Source organism: Streptomyces sp. MA5143a (genome assembly GCF_900290235.1).
Taxonomy (GTDB): Bacteria; Actinomycetota; Actinomycetes; order Streptomycetales; family Streptomycetaceae; genus Streptomyces.
In genome coordinates this window covers 164,902-179,731 of the sequence record NZ_OLMK01000068.1, presented here as the reverse complement: position 1 = coordinate 179,731, position 14,830 = coordinate 164,902, and the positions used below count along the sequence as shown (strand labels likewise).

Here is a 14,830-nt window from a genome sequence, read left to right as displayed (position 1 = left end):
GAAGGTCGAGGGACAGCTCACGCAGGAGGTCAGGCATGCCCATCGCGACGGTGAATCCGGCGAGCGGCGAGACGCTCAAAACGTACGAGGCCCTGGGCGAGGAGGAGATCGAGCGTCGGCTCGCGGCGGCCGACCGCACGTTCCGCACCTACCGGACGACGTCGTTCGCGGAACGCGCGCGGCTGCTGCGGAGGGCCGCCGACCTCCTGGAGGAGGACGCGGAGGACGTCGCCCGTGTCATGACGACCGAGATGGGCAAGCCCGTCAAGCAGGCCCGCGCCGAGGTCGCCAAGTGCGCGAAGGCGATGCGCTGGTACGCCGAGCACGCGGAGGTGCTGCTCACCGACGTGGAGCCCTCCGACGCGGACGTGAAGGACTCCGGTGCCTCCCGCGTCCTGGTCCGCTACCGCCCGCTCGGCCCGGTCCTCGCGGTGATGCCGTGGAACTTCCCGCTGTGGCAGGTGATCCGCTTCGCCGCGCCCGCCCTGATGGCCGGCAACGTGGGTCTGCTCAAGCACGCCTCGAACGTGCCGCAGACCGCCCTCTTCCTGGAGGACCTGTTCCGCCGGGCCGGGTTCCCCGAGGGCTGCTTCCAGACCCTGCTCATCGGGTCCGGCGCCGTCGAGGGCGTCCTGCGCGACCCGCGGATCCGGGCCGCCACCCTCACCGGCAGCGAGCCCGCAGGCCGGTCCGTGGCGTCCGTCGGCGGTGACGAGATCAAGAAGACGGTGCTGGAGCTGGGCGGCAGCGACCCGTACATCGTGATGCCGTCCGCGGACGTCGACCGTGCGGCGAGCACCGCGGTGACGGCGCGCGCGCAGAACGCCGGTCAGTCCTGCATCGCCGCCAAGCGGTTCCTCGTGCACGCCGATGTGTACGACGCCTTCGCCGAGCGTTTCGTCGAGGGCATGAGGGCGCTGAAGGTCGGCGACCCGCTGGACGAGGACACCGACGTCGGGCCGCTCTCCAGCGAGCAGGGCCGCGAGGACCTGGAGGGCCTGGTCGACGAGGCCGTGGAGAGCGGTGCCACGGTGCTGTGCGGCGCGGAGCGCCCGGACGGGCCCGGCTGGTTCTACCCGCCGACCGTCCTCGCCGACATCACTCCCGAGATGCGCGTCCACCGCGAGGAGACCTTCGGTCCTGTCGCCACCCTGTACCGGGTCGCCGACCTCGACGAAGCGATCGCAATCGCCAACGACACGCCCTTCGGGCTCAGCTCGAACGTATGGACACAGGACGCGGCCGAGGTCGACCGCTTCGTACGGGATCTCGACGCGGGAGGCGTCTTCGTCAACGGAATGACCGCCTCACACCCGGCTTTCCCGTTCGGCGGGGTCAAGCGGTCGGGCTACGGACGTGAGCTGTCCGGACACGGAATCCGGGAGTTCTGCAACATCACCACCGTGTGGCACGGGGCGTGAGCCTTCCGCGGTTACCATCCCCGTTGTGAACCGCGAAGTGACTCTTCCTCTGATCGTCGACGACCGCGGGACCCTTCAGGTGGCCGCCGCCGATGTCAGCAAGCTGCTGCGAACGCTGGGCGGACGGTGGCTGCACCTGGTGGAGGCGGGCGCGGACGACCTGGACGAGGACACGGTGGCCGCGCTGACGATCGAGCTGGCGAAGCTGGCCGACCGCATCGACGTGGCGTGCATCGCGCACAGCAGTGGGGCCGTCTCCGGCTGATCCGGCCCCCTTCCGCCCCCTCTCACAGGCGGGCGAGTGTGCTCCAGAACATGGATTCGTAGCTCTGCAGCAGTCGGCCGTGGCGCTGGGCGAGCCTCTCGTCGAGCCGGCCCGCCTGCCATCCCTCCTCCACGGCCGTCCGTGCGCTCCTGTCCAGGTCGGGGGACGGCTCGGCGAAGAAGTCGAAGAACGCGCACGCGTCGTCGGTGAGGTCGTAGTGCCGGCGCAGGGCTCGCCCGATCGTGGCGCAGTAGCCGCCCCAGGAGGCGAAGTTGGCGGTCAGGGCGAGGACCGCGTCGGCCGGCGCGGCCTCCAGCGCGAGGCGGGCGACGTACGACGGGTAGGCCTGGCAGCCCGGCAGCGGTTCATGGGCGGCGGCGCGTTCCTCGTCCACGCCGCAGGCCCGCGCGAACATGGTGAGGTGGCCGGCCGCGACGGCCTCGCCGTCCGCGAGCAGCCGGAAGAACGCGGCGCTCGCGGGGGCCTCGGTCGCCGCCAGCTGGGCCAGACGGGCGAAGGAGCGGTGGTCGGAGGCGATCACCTGGTGTTGCTCCAGGGCCAGTACGGCGAGGGTGGCGGGGTCGGCCGTCCCGGCGGCGATGAGCGGCAGCAGCGGGTTGTCGCCGGGGTCGGGGGCCAGTTTCGCGGTGAGGGTGTCCAGCAGATGCCCTGCCGTGCGCGTCATGGCGTACTCCCGTCGGTTCCGGCGGCGCTGTGCCTCCTCGACCATGGCACGGCCGCCCGGTCCGGAGTAGGGGGCGGTGCTCCGTCCGGCTTCGCCGGTCCGGAGTAGTCCGGCGCGAGATCGCCGGGCCGACGGGTGATCGTGGGTACTCCACCGCATCACCACCGCGTGCCCGGCCCGAAGGCCCCTTCCGGACAGCGAAAGCAGGCGTTCCCCATGCGTGGCGACACATGACGACGAGCGAAGAGACCCTCGGCGCCCCGCCGGTACGGCACTGGCCCGTCCTGAGGCTGACCGGGGTCGACTTCGACCCCGTGCTGGCCGAGCTGATGCGGGAGGGCCCGATCAACCGGATCCAGCTGCCCAACGGCGAGGGCTGGGCGTGGCTGCTGACCCGCCACGACGACGTACGGCTGGTGACGGACGACCCCCGGTTCAGCCGGGCGGAGGTGGCCGGTCGTCAGGTCACCCGGTGGGCGCCGCACTTCGCCCCGCGGCCGGGTGCGATGACCTTGGCCGACACGCCGGACCACGCCCGGCTGCGCCGCGCGCTCGCCCCCGTCTTCGACGCCCCGGGCATCGCCCGGCTGCGGGCGACGGCGCGGCGGAAGCTGGAGGCGACGGTGGACGCGATGCTGGGCGACGGCCCGCCGGCGGACCTCGTCGCACGGGTGCTGGAGCCGTTCGCGGTCACCGTGATCAGCGACCTGATGGGTGTCCCGGACGCGGACCGCGAGGAGATGCGGGTTCGGACCCGGCGGATCCTGTCCCTGACGGACGGCACCGAGGCCGGTGAACGGGCCGAGCGGGACATGACGGCGTACTTCGCGAGGGCCGTCGCCGAGCACCGGGGCTCCGGCGGGGACGACGTCGTCTCCCTGCTCGGCGCGGCCGTGGCCCGGGGGGACGTCACCGAGGAGGAGGCGTCGACCCTGGCCGGTTCCCTGCAGATCGGCGGTGAGGCTCTCACCCACAACACGGGCCGGATGTGCTTCGTCCTGCTGAGCCGCCCCGACCTGCTCGCCCGGCTGCGCGAGGAACCCGGGCTGCGGCCGCGCGCCGTCGAGGAACTGCTGCGGTACGTACCGCACCGCAACGCCGTCGGCCTGTCCCGGATCGCCCTGGAGGACGTGGTCCTCCACGGTGTCCGCATCCGGGCCGGCGAGCCGGTCTATGTGTCGTACCTGGCTGCCAACCGTGACCCGGACGTCTTCCCCGACCCCGAGCGCATCGACTTCGACCGCGACCCGAACCCCCATCTGGCCTTCGGGCACGGCGCCCATGCCTGCGTGGGCGCCGGCCTCGCCCGGCTGGAGGCCGAACTGGTCGTGGACGCGCTCCTGGACCGGGTGCCGGGCCTGCGGCCGGCGGTGCCGCCCGCCGAGGTCCGCTGGCGGCGCGGCGCCCTGATCCGCGGCCCGGAGGCCCTCCCGGTCACCTGGTGACCATCCCCCCGGGGGGCGCGGCGCGTCTCACCGACGGTTCCGGGGGGGTTATCGGATGGACATCCCCGAGACGGTGCGGGCGATCACCAGCCGCTGGATCTCGCTCGTCCCCTCGAAGATCGTGTAGATGGCCGCGTCCCGGTGCATCCGCTCCACGGGGTACTCCCGGGTGTATCCGTTGCCGCCGAGGATCTGCAGGGCCTGCGCCGTCACCTTCTTCGCCGTCTCGCTCGCGAACAGCTTCGACTGGGACCCCTCGGCGGCGGTGAACGGCTTGCCGTTGATCGCCATCCAGGAGGCCCGCCACACCAGCAGCCGGGCCGCGTCCACGGACGTCCGCATGTCCGCCAGCTGGAACGCGACGCCCTGGTTGTCGATGATCGGCCGCCCGAACTGCTCGCGGGTCTTGGCGTATTCCAGCGCGACCTCGTAGGCGGCGCGGGCGGTACCCACGGCCATCGCCCCGACGGCGGGCCGGCTCGCCTCGAACGTGGCCATCGCCGCGTTCTTCACCCGCTCGCCGCCGGCCTTGGCCCGCTCCCGGGCCCGCGCCAGGCGCTCGTCGAGCTTCTCCTTGCCGCCGAGGAGGCAGGAGCCGGGGACGCGCACGTCCTCCAGGACGACCTCGGCGGTGTGGGAGGCGCGGATACCGTGCTTCTTGAACTTCTGGCCCTGGGACAGGCCGGGGGTGTTCGGCGGGACGATGAAGGACGCGTGGCCCTTGGAGCCGAGTTCGGCGTCGACCACGGCCACCACGACGTGGACGTTGGCGATGCCGCCGTTGGTCGCCCAGGTCTTCGTGCCGTTGAGGACCCACTCGTCCTTGGCCTCGTCGTAGACCGCGCGGGTGCGCATGGAGGCGACGTCGGAGCCGGCGTCGGGCTCGGAGGAGCAGAACGCGGCCACCTTGACGTCGCCCGCGTCACCGTACATCTGGGGGATCCAGGTGCCGATCTGCTCCTCGGTGCCGTTGGCGAGGACGCCGACCGCCGCGAGGCCGGTGCCGACGATGGAGAGCGCGATGCCGGCGTCACCCCAGAACAGCTCCTCCATGGCCATGGGGATGCCGAGGCCGGTGGGGTCGAAGTACTGCTGGGCGTAGAAGTCCAGGGAGTAGATGCCCACCTTGGCGGCCTCCTGGATGACCGGCCAGGGCGTCTCCTCGCGCTCGTCCCACTCGGCGGCCGCGGGCCGGATCACATCGGCGGCGAATCCGTGCAGCCAGTCGCGGACCTCTCGCTGTTCCTCGTTGAGTTCCATCGTGAACTCGGCCATGACGCCTCCAGCACTGCACTAAGATGTTACCTGCGGTAACGTGAGTCTGTTACCGGTCGGTAGGAAAAGTCAACTCCCGGGCCGCCCTCGGTAGCCCGTTCGGTCGTGACGTGTACGTCAGTGCTACTTTGCGCAGGCGTCACCGAAATCTGTACTGGGGGAGAGACATGGACACCACGCAGTCGACCGACCAGGAACGGTCCGCCGACCGCCGTCGGCGCGAGCTGCTGGAGGCCGCGGACCGTGTGGTGCTCCGCGACGGCCCCGGGGCGTCGATGAACGCCATCGCCGCCGAGGCGGGCATCACCAAACCCATCCTTTACCGCCACTTCGGCGACAAGGGCGGACTCTACGCCGCGCTCGCCCAGCGTCACACCGATGCCCTCCTGGACTCCTTGCGGGCCGCCCTGGACGCCCCGGCGGAGCGCCGGGAACGCGTCGAGGCGACCCTCGACACCTATCTCGCGGCCATCGAGGCCCGCCCTCAGGTGTACCGCTTCCTGATGCATCCCGCCGAGGGCGGTCAGCCCGGGGGCGACCAGGGCTTCGACGTCGGCAAGCACTCCGCGCCCCTGCTGCGGCGCATGGGCGAGGAACTGGGCACGGTCATAGAAGAGCGCCTCGACCTCGGTCCCGACAGCCGCCGGCTCGCACGGATCTGGGGCCACGGCATCGTGGGCATGATGCACGCCGCGGGCGACTGGTGGCTCGGCGAACGCCCCTGCACCAGGGCCGAGTTGGTCCGCAGCATGGCCGACCTCCTATGGGGCCGCCTGGCGGCCGCGGGCGACAAGGTGGGCGGCCCGGGCTTCTGACCCCGGCCGCGCCGGAAAGGGCGCGGTGCGCCGCGCGACGCGCGACGGCGTACCCGCGCCCGTCGGCATGTCAGCCGCCCCACGGCGCCTTCGCGATCTTGCGCCGCACCCGGGAACGGCGCCACCCCGAGAGGTGGTCCACGTACACCCGGCCGTCGAGGTGATCGCACTCGTGCTGGAGGCACCGCGCGAAGAACCCGGTCCCCGGCACCCGTACACGGTCCCCGTCGACCGTGTACCCCTCGACCACGGCCTCGTCGTACCGTTCCACCCCCGCCTCCAGTCCGGGCAGCGACAGACAGCCCTCCGGCCCGCGCAGCAGGATCCCGTCCGCCGACACCAGCCGGGGGTTCACCACATGACCGAGATGGCGCTCGTCCTCGTCGTCCGGGCAGTCGTACACGAACACCCTCAGCGCCCGGCCCACCTGGTTCGCGGCGATACCCACGCCCCGCGCCGCGTACATCGTCGCGAACATGTCCTCCACGAGCCGCTCGAGTTCGGGACCGAACTCCGTGACTTCTTCACAAGGGGCGTGCAGGACGGGGTCCCCGAGCAGTGTCATGGGGAGAACGCGCCCTCGGGCGCCGGGAATCGAGCCGCTTCGCATGGGCGCAAGAGTACGTTCGGACCCGATATAGCCGGTCCCGCCGGTGCTACCGGCCCGGCGAGATTCGGGCGCGTGAGTGGATCTCGATAGGCTTTGGTCCACACGTTGCCGGGACTGGGCGCGGCGCTGTACGCAAGGAGGATCGAGAACTGATGGCAGGCAACTCGGACCCGCTGACGCCGCGGGCCAAGCTGGCCGTGACGGCGGGCAAGGCGGTCGCGGCGGCATCGCGTGCCGCGGGACGCGGTAGCGGATCGGTGATCGGCGGCCGGGTGGCCCTCAAACTCGACCCCGATCTGCTCGCACGACTGGCGCAGAACCTGGACGTCGTCCTGGTCTCCGCCACCAACGGCAAGACGACCACGACCCGGCTGATCGCGGAGGCGCTGCGCGCCGCGGGACCCGTCGTGTCGAACGCGCTGGGCGCGAACATGCCCGCGGGCATCACCTCGGCGCTCGCCGGCAACTCCGACTCCAAGTTCGGTGTGATCGAGGTCGACGAGAAGTACCTCGCCGGTGTGGCACGGGACACGGACCCCAAGTGCATCGCGCTGCTCAACCTCTCGCGCGACCAGCTCGACCGGGCCGCCGAGACCCGCATGATGGCGGAGGCCTGGCGTGAGGGCCTGGCCGGCACCAAGTCCGTCGTCGTCGCCAACTGCGACGACCCGCTGGTGGTGTGGGCCGCGTCGTCCTCCCCCAACGTGGTCTGGGTCGCCGTCGGCCAGATGTGGAAGGACGACGCCTGGTCGTGCCCGGCGTGCGGCGGTGTGATGCAGCGCCCGGGCGACGACTGGTTCTGCGGTGAGTGCGGTTTCCGCCGGCCCACCCCGAGCTGGGCGCTGTCCGGCGACCACGTCCTCGACCCGCACGGTTCGGCCTGGCCGATCCACCTCCAGCTGCCGGGCCGCGCCAACAAGGCGAACGCCGCCTCGTCGGCCGCCGTCGCCGCCGTGTTCGGGGTGCCCCCGCAGGTCGCCCTGGAGCGGATGTACCAGGTGCAGGCCGTCGCCGGACGCTATGACGTGGTGCAGTTCATGCAGCGTGATCTGCGGCTGCTGCTCGCCAAGAACCCGGCGGGCTGGCTGGAGACGTTCTCGCTGATCGACCCGCCGCCGTCGCCGGTGATCCTGTCGGTGAACGCGCGCGGCGCCGACGGCACCGACACCTCCTGGCTGTGGGACGTCGACTACACGCGGCTGACCGGACACCCGATCTTCGTGCTGGGCGACCGGAAGCTCGACCTCGCGGTGCGACTGGAAGTGGCGAACCAGCACTTCCAGGTCTGCGACAGCCTCGACCAGGCGGTGCAGATGTGCCCGCCGGGCCGGATCGAGGTCATCGCGAACTACACCGCGTTCCAGGACCTGCGCCGCCGCGTCGGCAACTGACCACGAGGACTCGAGGGGAACTCATGAGTGACAACAGCCTGCGGGTCGTCTGGGTCTACCCGGACCTGCTCAGCACCTACGGCGACCAGGGCAACGTGCTGGTCGTGGAGCGCCGGGCGCGGCAGCGCGGCCTGGACGTGGCCCGGCTGGACGTGCGCAGCGACCAGCCGATCCCGACCTCCGGCGACATCTACCTGATCGGCGGCGGCGAGGACCGTCCGCAGCGGCTCGCCGCCGAGCGGCTGCGCCGCGACGGGCATCTGTACCAGGCGGTGAACAACGGCGCGATCGTGTTCGCGGTGTGCGCCGGCTACCAGATCCTCGGCCACGAGTTCGTCAACGACCTCGGTCAGCGCGAGCCGGGCCTCGGCCTGCTCGACGTGACCACGGTCCGCGGCGAGGGCGAGCGGTGCGTCGGCGACGTCCTCGCGGACATCGACCCGCGTCTCGGCCTGCCCCAGCTGACCGGGTTCGAGAACCACCAGGGCGTCACCCACCTCGGCCCCACCGCCCGCCCGTTCGCGAACGTGCGGCTCGGCAAGGGCAACGGCACGGGCGACGGCACGGAGGGCGCGTACAACGACACCGTGTTCGGCACCTACATGCACGGTCCGGTGCTCGCCCGGAACCCGCTGATCGCCGATCTGCTGCTGAAGTTGGCGCTCGACGTCAACGCACTGCCGCCGACCGACGACCGCTGGTTCGAGGCTCTGCGCAACGAGCGGATCGCGGCGGCCACCGAGCCGGCGTGACGCCGCCGCGCGGAGCCGGCCGGGACGGCGTCGGCCGAGGTCCGCGCACCTTCGGCGAGGCGGGCCGAGGAGCCTGAGAAACGGTTCCTCAGTGCCCGTACCGAAGCCCGTCTGACACCGCCCCCGCTCAGCTGTGACAGCCCGTCTGACCAGGCGTGCGCTCACCTGTGCGGGGGCGTCCAGCAGGCGGACGCCCGCTACGGTCCGGCCCCCCGGCGCCGGTAGGGTGGCGGGGATTCCGCCGGACAGCGTGGTCCGGATCCTGCCCACGTTGAGAAGGTAATTCGGGCTATGCGCATTGGTGTCCTCACGTCCGGCGGCGACTGCCCCGGGCTGAACGCCGTCATCCGGTCCGTCGTGCACCGCGCCGTCGTCGACCACGGCGACGAGGTCATCGGCTTCCGGGACGGCTGGAAAGGCCTCCTGGAGTGCGACTACCTCAAGCTCGACCTCGACTCGGTGAGCGGCATCCTGGCTCGCGGCGGCACGATCCTCGGTTCCTCCCGGGTCCAGCCCTCGCATCTGCGGGACGGTGTGGAGCGGGCGAAGGGCCATCTCGCGGAGCTCGGCCTCGACGCGATCATCCCGATCGGCGGTGAGGGCACGCTCAAGGCGGCCCGGCTGATGTCGGACAACGGTCTGCCCGTGGTGGGCGTGCCGAAGACCATCGACAACGACATCGCGGTCACCGATGTGACGTTCGGGTTCGACACGGCCGTCGGTGTCGCCACCGAGGCCCTGGACCGTCTGAAGACCACCGCCGAGTCCCACCAGCGCGTGCTGGTCGTGGAGGTCATGGGCCGCCACACCGGCTGGATCGCCCTCCACTCCGGCATGGCGGCCGGCGCGCACGCCATCGTCGTACCGGAACGGCCCTTCGACATCGATGAGCTGGCCACGCGGGTCGGCGAGCGCTTCGAGGCGGGCAAGCGCTTCGCGATCGTCGTGGCCGCCGAGGGCGCCAAGCCGAAGGCCGGGTCCATGGACTTCGACGAGGGCGGCAAGGACATCTACGGCCACGAGCGGTTCGCCGGCATCGCCCGGCAGCTCTCCGTCGAGCTGGAGGCACGGCTCGGCAAGGAGGCGCGGCCGGTCATCCTCGGGCATGTGCAGCGGGGCGGTACGCCGACCGCGTACGACCGGGTGCTGGCGACGCGCTTCGGGTGGCACGCGGTGGAGGCCGTGCACCGCGGGGAGTTCGGCAGGATGACCGCGCTGCGGGGCACGGACATCGTGATGGTGCCGCTCGCCGAGGCGGTGGAGACGCTGAAGACCGTTCCCAAGGAGCGGTACGACGAAGCCGAGTGCGTGCTCTGAGTGAGATGAGCGCCGTACCGCCCCCGGTCGCCGACGCGGCCGGGGGCGGTTCTAGTCTGGTGCCGGACAGACAGCGCTCAACCCCCACGAATCAGGAGCCGACGGAATGGATCACAGCGGGCACGGCACGGATCTCCTGCCCTTCACCCTGGGGCGGGGGCTCGGGTGGTCGGCGGACCCGTTCTTCCTGGTCGGCTGTCTGGTGGCGCTCGCGCTGTACGCGTGGGGCGTCGTCCGGCTCGTCCGGCGCGGGGACAAGTGGCCGGTGGGGCGGACCGTCGCGTTCGTCGCGGGTGTGCTGATGATCCTGCTGGTGATGTGCACCCGGCTGAACGACTACGGGATGGTCATGTTCAGCGTGCACATGGTGCAGCACATGGTGATCAGCATGCTGGCGCCGATCCTGCTGCTGCTCGGCGCGCCGATCACCCTGGCGCTGCGGGCGCTGCCGACGGCCGGCAAGGGCCGCAAGGGGCCCCGCGAGCTGCTGCTGATGTTCCTGCACAGCTGGTACATGCGGATCGTCACGCACCCGGCGTTCACGATCCCGATGTTCATCGCGAGCCTGTACGCGCTGTACTTCACCCCGCTGTTCGACTTCCTGATGGGGTCCACGCCGGGTCACATCGCGATGATGGTGCACTTCCTCGCCGTGGGCCTGTTCTTCTTCTGGCCGATCATGGGCGTGGACCCGGGCCCGCACCGGCCGGGCTATCTGATGCGGATGCTGGAGCTGTTCGCGGGCATGCCGTTCCACGCGTTCTTCGGCATCGCCCTGATGATGGCGTCCACGCCGATGGTGAAGTCGTACGAGAACCCGCCCGCGTCGCTGGGCATCGACGCGCTCGCCGACCAGAACGCGGCCGGCGGCATCGCGTGGGCGTTCAGCGAGATCCCGTCCGTGCTGGTGCTGCTCGCGCTGCTCTTCCAGTGGTACGGCTCCGAACAGCGCCAGGCGCGGCGCCAGGACCGGGCGGCCGACCGGGACGGCGACAAGGAACTCGAGGCGTACAACGCCTATCTGGCCTCACTCGACGCACGCGGCCGCTGAGCCCTTCTCATGGTCTCGGGGTCACTCCCCCTTTCCGTGACCCCTATTCTTTTGTTCGACCTCACGACCGCACATTCATAATTTTCTTGACTGAAAGGCTTTTGCCTTCAGTAGCATGATGCGTGAGCCCCGCTTCCGCCCTGCGGGGTGACGGGGGAAACCGCCGGGGGGAGCGGTCATGACAATTCACGTATGCCTGCGAACGTGTTTGCGAAATGCCGGGAAATCAGCCGTCCGGAGGATCGCCGTTCTTCTGGTGGGCGTGGTGGTCCTCAGCGGATGCGGCGACTCCGGTCCGGCGCTGCTCCCGGTGCGGGCGGTCGCCGCGGGCGTGGCCTCCCTCGCACCCTTCTTCGACGAGGAGGCCGGGCTGGGCCGGGACCAGAGGAACCTCACGTCCCGCGAGCCGCACAGCGGACTCCAGCAGGGGAACGCGCCCGGCCTCTACGGCGGAACGCGGAAGCGCCCGAAGATCTGTGACATCGACAAACTCGAGCGTTTTCTGACCGATCCCGAAAACCGGAATAAGGCTCAGGTCTGGGCCGACATCGTGGGGGTGAAAGTCGATGGAATCAGCGATTATCTCGACGACCTCACCCCCGTTCTCCTGCGCCACGACACGCTCGTGAAGAACCACGACTACAAGAACGGCGAAGGCGTCCCCTTCGACGCGCTACTGGAAGCGGGCATCGCCGTATTGGTGGACGCACAGGGCCTGCCCGCCGTGAAGTGCAGCTGCGGAAATCCGCTGCGGGCGTTCGACGACGACCCCGAGCGCGTCGATGTGAAGTTCGACGACCGCAACGACAAGTGGGACGGCTACGACGAGTCGGCGACGGTCGTGGTGAAGCCCGCGCCCGAGCAGCTGAAGGAGATCAAGCTCGTCGACGTCGAGGACCCGGGCCGGGGCATCAACCGGGACGTCGGCACTGCGGGAGAGTCGGACGAGACGTTCGACGCGCGTGAACGGCGGACGGTGCCGCAGGTGGCGGGGAAGTCGTTCGGCGAGGCGAGCGCGGCCCTGGCGGACGACGGGCTCGCGGTGGTCGTCGAGGGGGACGAGATGCCGCCGAGCGACGCTCCTGTGACGGGGTCCAGCCCCGGAGCGGGCGCGAAGCGGGAGTTCGGGGACGCGGTGACGCTGACGGTGGACTGGAAGCCGACGGATGGGCCGCCGTCGGACGGCGGCACCGGCACCGACTCGGGTTCGAGGGGAGACGACAGCGGGTCCGACTCGGGCTCCGGCTCCGGCTCCGGCTCCGGTTCAGGGTCGGATTCGGGTTCGGTGGGGTCGTCCAGCGGGGGGATCCCCTCGCCGAGCGAGTCCACGCCCACGCCCGTTCCGACGCCCACGCCCACGCCCGTTCCGACGCCCACGCCGACTCCCACACCCACACCCACACCCACACCGACGCCGACTCCCACACCCACACCCACACCGACCCCGACGTCCACCACGTCGAGTGCGGCCCCTCCCTCACCGGAACCCACTCCGACGGAGGAGAGCGACCCGCCCGCCGATTCGCCGGTCGATCCGACGAGCACTGATCCCGAGCCGTCCGGCGGCATCCCGTCCGAGGACCAGGGAGGTCCGGGAGGGCGTGGGGGTCCGGGAGGGCCCGCCGGGGGCACCGGCGGCGACAACGGAGACCCCGTCGAGGACCCGGCCCAGCCCGTATGGATCTGAACCCTGGGGAGTGACCGATGCAGTCTGAAGCACCGGAGTCGGGAGTCGGCCGGGTCATCGCCGACCGCTACCTCTTGCTGAACCGCCTGGGCAGCGGCGGTATGGGCCATGTCTGGCTCGCCCACGACCAGCAGCTGGACTGCGAGGTGGCGCTCAAGGAGATCGTGTTCCGCGACCCGGGTGAGGAGGAGCAGGACCGCACCACCCGCGTCGCGCGGGCCCGCGCGGAGGCCCGGCACGCCGCCGGGCTGCGCGGCCACCCCCACGTCGTGACCGTGCACGACGTCCTCGAACACGACGCGCTGCCATGGATCGTCATGGAATACGTACCCGGTGCCCTGGATCTGAAGGCGCTCGTCACCGGGCGCGGCCCGCTCGCGCCCGCCGAGTGCGCCCGGATAGGGCTCGCCGTCCTGGACGCGCTGACCGCCGGGCACGAGCGCGGCATCATGCACCGGGACGTCAAACCGGCCAACATCCTGCTCGCCCCCGACCGCACCGGATCGCCGTACGCGCGCGTCCTGCTCACCGACTACGGCATCTCCGTGCAGCCCGACACCCAGGAGACCCGGTACACCCGCTCCCACATGCTGGTCGGGACCACCGGGTATCTGGCGCCCGAGCGGGCCCAGGGCGGGCCGCCGACCGCCGCGGCCGACCTGTTCTCGCTGGGCTGCACGCTGTACTACGCCGTGGAGGGCTTCGGCCCCTTCGACCGGGACTCCGGGATCGCCGCCCTGACCGCCGTCGTCCTGGAGGAACCGCGTCCGGTGCTGCGCGCGGGCGCCCTGGAGCCACTGCTGGCCGCGATGCTGGCCAAGGACCCCGTGCAACGGATCACCGCCGGCGACACCGAGGCGGCTCTCGCCGCGATCGTGACCCCGCGGGCCCACCCCCGCACCGATCCGGACCTGGGGTCCCAGCCGCAGTGGGAGAGCGGGGCCCTGTACGCCGTGGAGCCGGAGGTGCTCGCCTCTCGGCACCCGCACGAGACGCCCTGGCCCGCGCCGACCGCTGCGGCGCCGGAGACCCACTTGGCCTCCGCCTCCGACCACGGCCCCGCACACCCCGCCCGCCGCTCCCCCGGCACCCGCACCGACGGCCGACGCCGTCATCACCGCGCCAAGGCCCTGCTGGCCGGCGTGGCGACCACCCTCGGCCTGGCCCTGCTGGTCAGCGGGCTCATGTACGGGCTGGAGAATCTGCCGGACCTCCGCGGGCTCGGCGGCGGCACCGGAAGCGGCGCGAGGCCCTACGGGGACGCCATCGGGCTGACACGGGCACTCAGGAACGGTGACTGCGTCGACGCCGACTGGTCGGACGTCCCCTTCACGGACCAGCCCCGGCTGACCGTCGTGGACTGCGGTGAGGGCACGGACGGGCAGGTCATGGCCCTGTACGAGGCCGGATCCGCCGAGGACGCCCGGAGCGGCGGCGCCGCCCAGTGCGACCGGCTCACCAAGGAGGCCGACGGCCTGCTCGCCGACACCCGCGGCTACGCGGTGGTGCCGACCGCCGACGGCTTCGACGGCGCCGGACAGCGCGTCGCCTGCCTGCTTCTGGGCACCCACGGACCGGTGCACGGCCCGATCGGGGAGCACCGACCGATGGGCATGGTGTTCACCGACACGGCCACCATGCAGAAGCGGGACTGCATCGACCGGCTCTCCGACAGCCGCGCCAAGCTGGTCCCCTGCGACGGACCGCACGACGAGCAGGTGCTCGCGTTCCTCCAGCTGCCCTCGACCACGAAGTTGAAGAAAGCGAAGGACGACGGGCCCGACCTCTGCCAGAAGCAGGTCCCGCCCAAGGAGTACGGATACCCCCACGACATCTATGAAGCCGCCGTCTGGGTGGGAGACAGTGGATGGCATTCGGACACACATTTCGTCGTCTGCACCGCGATGCGCCAGGACAGGCGCACCATGGAGAAGGACGAACCATGAGGAGGGTGTCGCGATGCCCAGTTCGACTAAGGCCATGGGGGTGCTCACCGTGGGTGGGCTGGTCGCGGTGACGGCCTACACCGTGGCTCTCGGAAGCAACGGCTGGCTGTGGTTCGGATGGGTCGTCCTCGGCCTGCTGACGCTGGGGATGGTGGCATCGCGCACCTGAG

14 protein-coding genes are annotated in these 14,830 nt (G+C 71.2%); 11 read left to right on the top strand and 3 right to left on the bottom strand.

All coding sequences use genetic code 11. The features are described 5' to 3' along the window. The first annotated feature begins 35 nt into the window (after window positions 1–35). The gene (locus tag SMA5143A_RS28085; protein WP_107465602.1) at window positions 36–1,421 is read left to right on the top strand and encodes an NADP-dependent succinic semialdehyde dehydrogenase; all 1,386 of its coding nucleotides are present in this window, start codon (window positions 36–38) and stop codon (window positions 1,419–1,421) included. A gap of 25 nt (window positions 1,422–1,446) precedes the next feature. Next, window positions 1,447–1,686 (top strand): DUF6213 family protein, encoded by a 240-nt coding sequence (locus SMA5143A_RS28080; RefSeq protein WP_055715409.1) that lies wholly within the window; start codon window positions 1,447–1,449, stop codon window positions 1,684–1,686. 22 nt (window positions 1,687–1,708) lie between these two features. Here the strand turns inward: SMA5143A_RS28080 and SMA5143A_RS28075 are convergent, their stop codons facing one another. Next, window positions 1,709–2,371, bottom strand: a complete 663-nt coding sequence (locus tag SMA5143A_RS28075; protein WP_107465639.1) for a transcriptional regulator — start codon at window positions 2,369–2,371, stop codon at window positions 1,709–1,711. Between the two features lie 230 nt (window positions 2,372–2,601). On the opposite strand from SMA5143A_RS28075, the gene SMA5143A_RS28070 reads away from it, so the two are divergent. Beyond that, window positions 2,602–3,816, top strand: coding sequence for a cytochrome P450 (locus SMA5143A_RS28070; RefSeq protein ID WP_107465601.1), 1,215 nt, complete (start codon window positions 2,602–2,604; stop codon window positions 3,814–3,816). 48 nt (window positions 3,817–3,864) lie between these two features. Here SMA5143A_RS28070 and SMA5143A_RS28065 read toward each other — a convergent pair whose 3' ends face one another. After that, the gene (locus tag SMA5143A_RS28065) at window positions 3,865–5,091 is read right to left on the bottom strand and encodes an acyl-CoA dehydrogenase family protein (protein ID WP_107465600.1); all 1,227 of its coding nucleotides are present in this window, start codon (window positions 5,089–5,091) and stop codon (window positions 3,865–3,867) included. A gap of 167 nt (window positions 5,092–5,258) precedes the next feature. Between SMA5143A_RS28065 and SMA5143A_RS28060 the strand changes: the two genes are divergently transcribed. Beyond that, complete coding sequence (locus SMA5143A_RS28060) at window positions 5,259–5,906, top strand: TetR family transcriptional regulator (RefSeq protein ID WP_107465599.1); 648 nt, start codon at window positions 5,259–5,261, stop codon at window positions 5,904–5,906. Window positions 5,907–5,976: 70 nt separating this feature from the next. Here the strand turns inward: SMA5143A_RS28060 and def are convergent, their stop codons facing one another. Beyond that, on the bottom strand, window positions 5,977–6,516 hold the full coding sequence (gene def / locus SMA5143A_RS28055) for a peptide deformylase (RefSeq protein WP_181362043.1): 540 nt from the start codon (window positions 6,514–6,516) through the stop codon (window positions 5,977–5,979). Between the two features lie 152 nt (window positions 6,517–6,668). Here def and SMA5143A_RS28050 point away from each other — a divergent pair, with 152 nt between their 5' ends. The 7 genes from SMA5143A_RS28050 to SMA5143A_RS28020 all read left to right on the top strand — a co-directional run bounded on the left by SMA5143A_RS28050 (window position 6,669) and on the right by SMA5143A_RS28020 (window position 14,829). Continuing rightward, window positions 6,669–7,907: a Mur ligase family protein gene (locus SMA5143A_RS28050; RefSeq protein WP_055540952.1), complete on the top strand. Its 1,239-nt coding sequence runs from the start codon at window positions 6,669–6,671 to the stop codon at window positions 7,905–7,907. A gap of 23 nt (window positions 7,908–7,930) precedes the next feature. Next, window positions 7,931–8,659, top strand: a complete 729-nt coding sequence (locus SMA5143A_RS28045) for a type 1 glutamine amidotransferase (RefSeq protein WP_055522331.1) — start codon at window positions 7,931–7,933, stop codon at window positions 8,657–8,659. Window positions 8,660–8,950: 291 nt separating this feature from the next. After that, window positions 8,951–9,976 (top strand): 6-phosphofructokinase, encoded by a 1,026-nt coding sequence (locus tag SMA5143A_RS28040; protein ID WP_107465597.1) that lies wholly within the window; start codon window positions 8,951–8,953, stop codon window positions 9,974–9,976. A 106-nt stretch (window positions 9,977–10,082) separates the two neighbouring features. Next, window positions 10,083–11,027: a cytochrome c oxidase assembly protein gene (locus SMA5143A_RS28035; protein WP_107465596.1), complete on the top strand. Its 945-nt coding sequence runs from the start codon at window positions 10,083–10,085 to the stop codon at window positions 11,025–11,027. Window positions 11,028–11,283: 256 nt separating this feature from the next. Continuing rightward, on the top strand, window positions 11,284–12,714 hold the full coding sequence (locus SMA5143A_RS28030) for a PASTA domain-containing protein (RefSeq protein ID WP_258193783.1): 1,431 nt from the start codon (window positions 11,284–11,286) through the stop codon (window positions 12,712–12,714). A 17-nt stretch (window positions 12,715–12,731) separates the two neighbouring features. Further along, window positions 12,732–14,660: a serine/threonine-protein kinase gene (locus SMA5143A_RS28025; protein WP_107465595.1), complete on the top strand. Its 1,929-nt coding sequence runs from the start codon at window positions 12,732–12,734 to the stop codon at window positions 14,658–14,660. Between the two features lie 13 nt (window positions 14,661–14,673). After that, window positions 14,674–14,829 carry a hypothetical protein gene (locus tag SMA5143A_RS28020; protein WP_107102705.1) on the top strand — a complete coding sequence of 52 codons (156 nt, stop codon included), beginning with the start codon at window positions 14,674–14,676 and terminating at the stop codon, window positions 14,827–14,829. Window position 14,830: the final 1 nt, after the last annotated feature.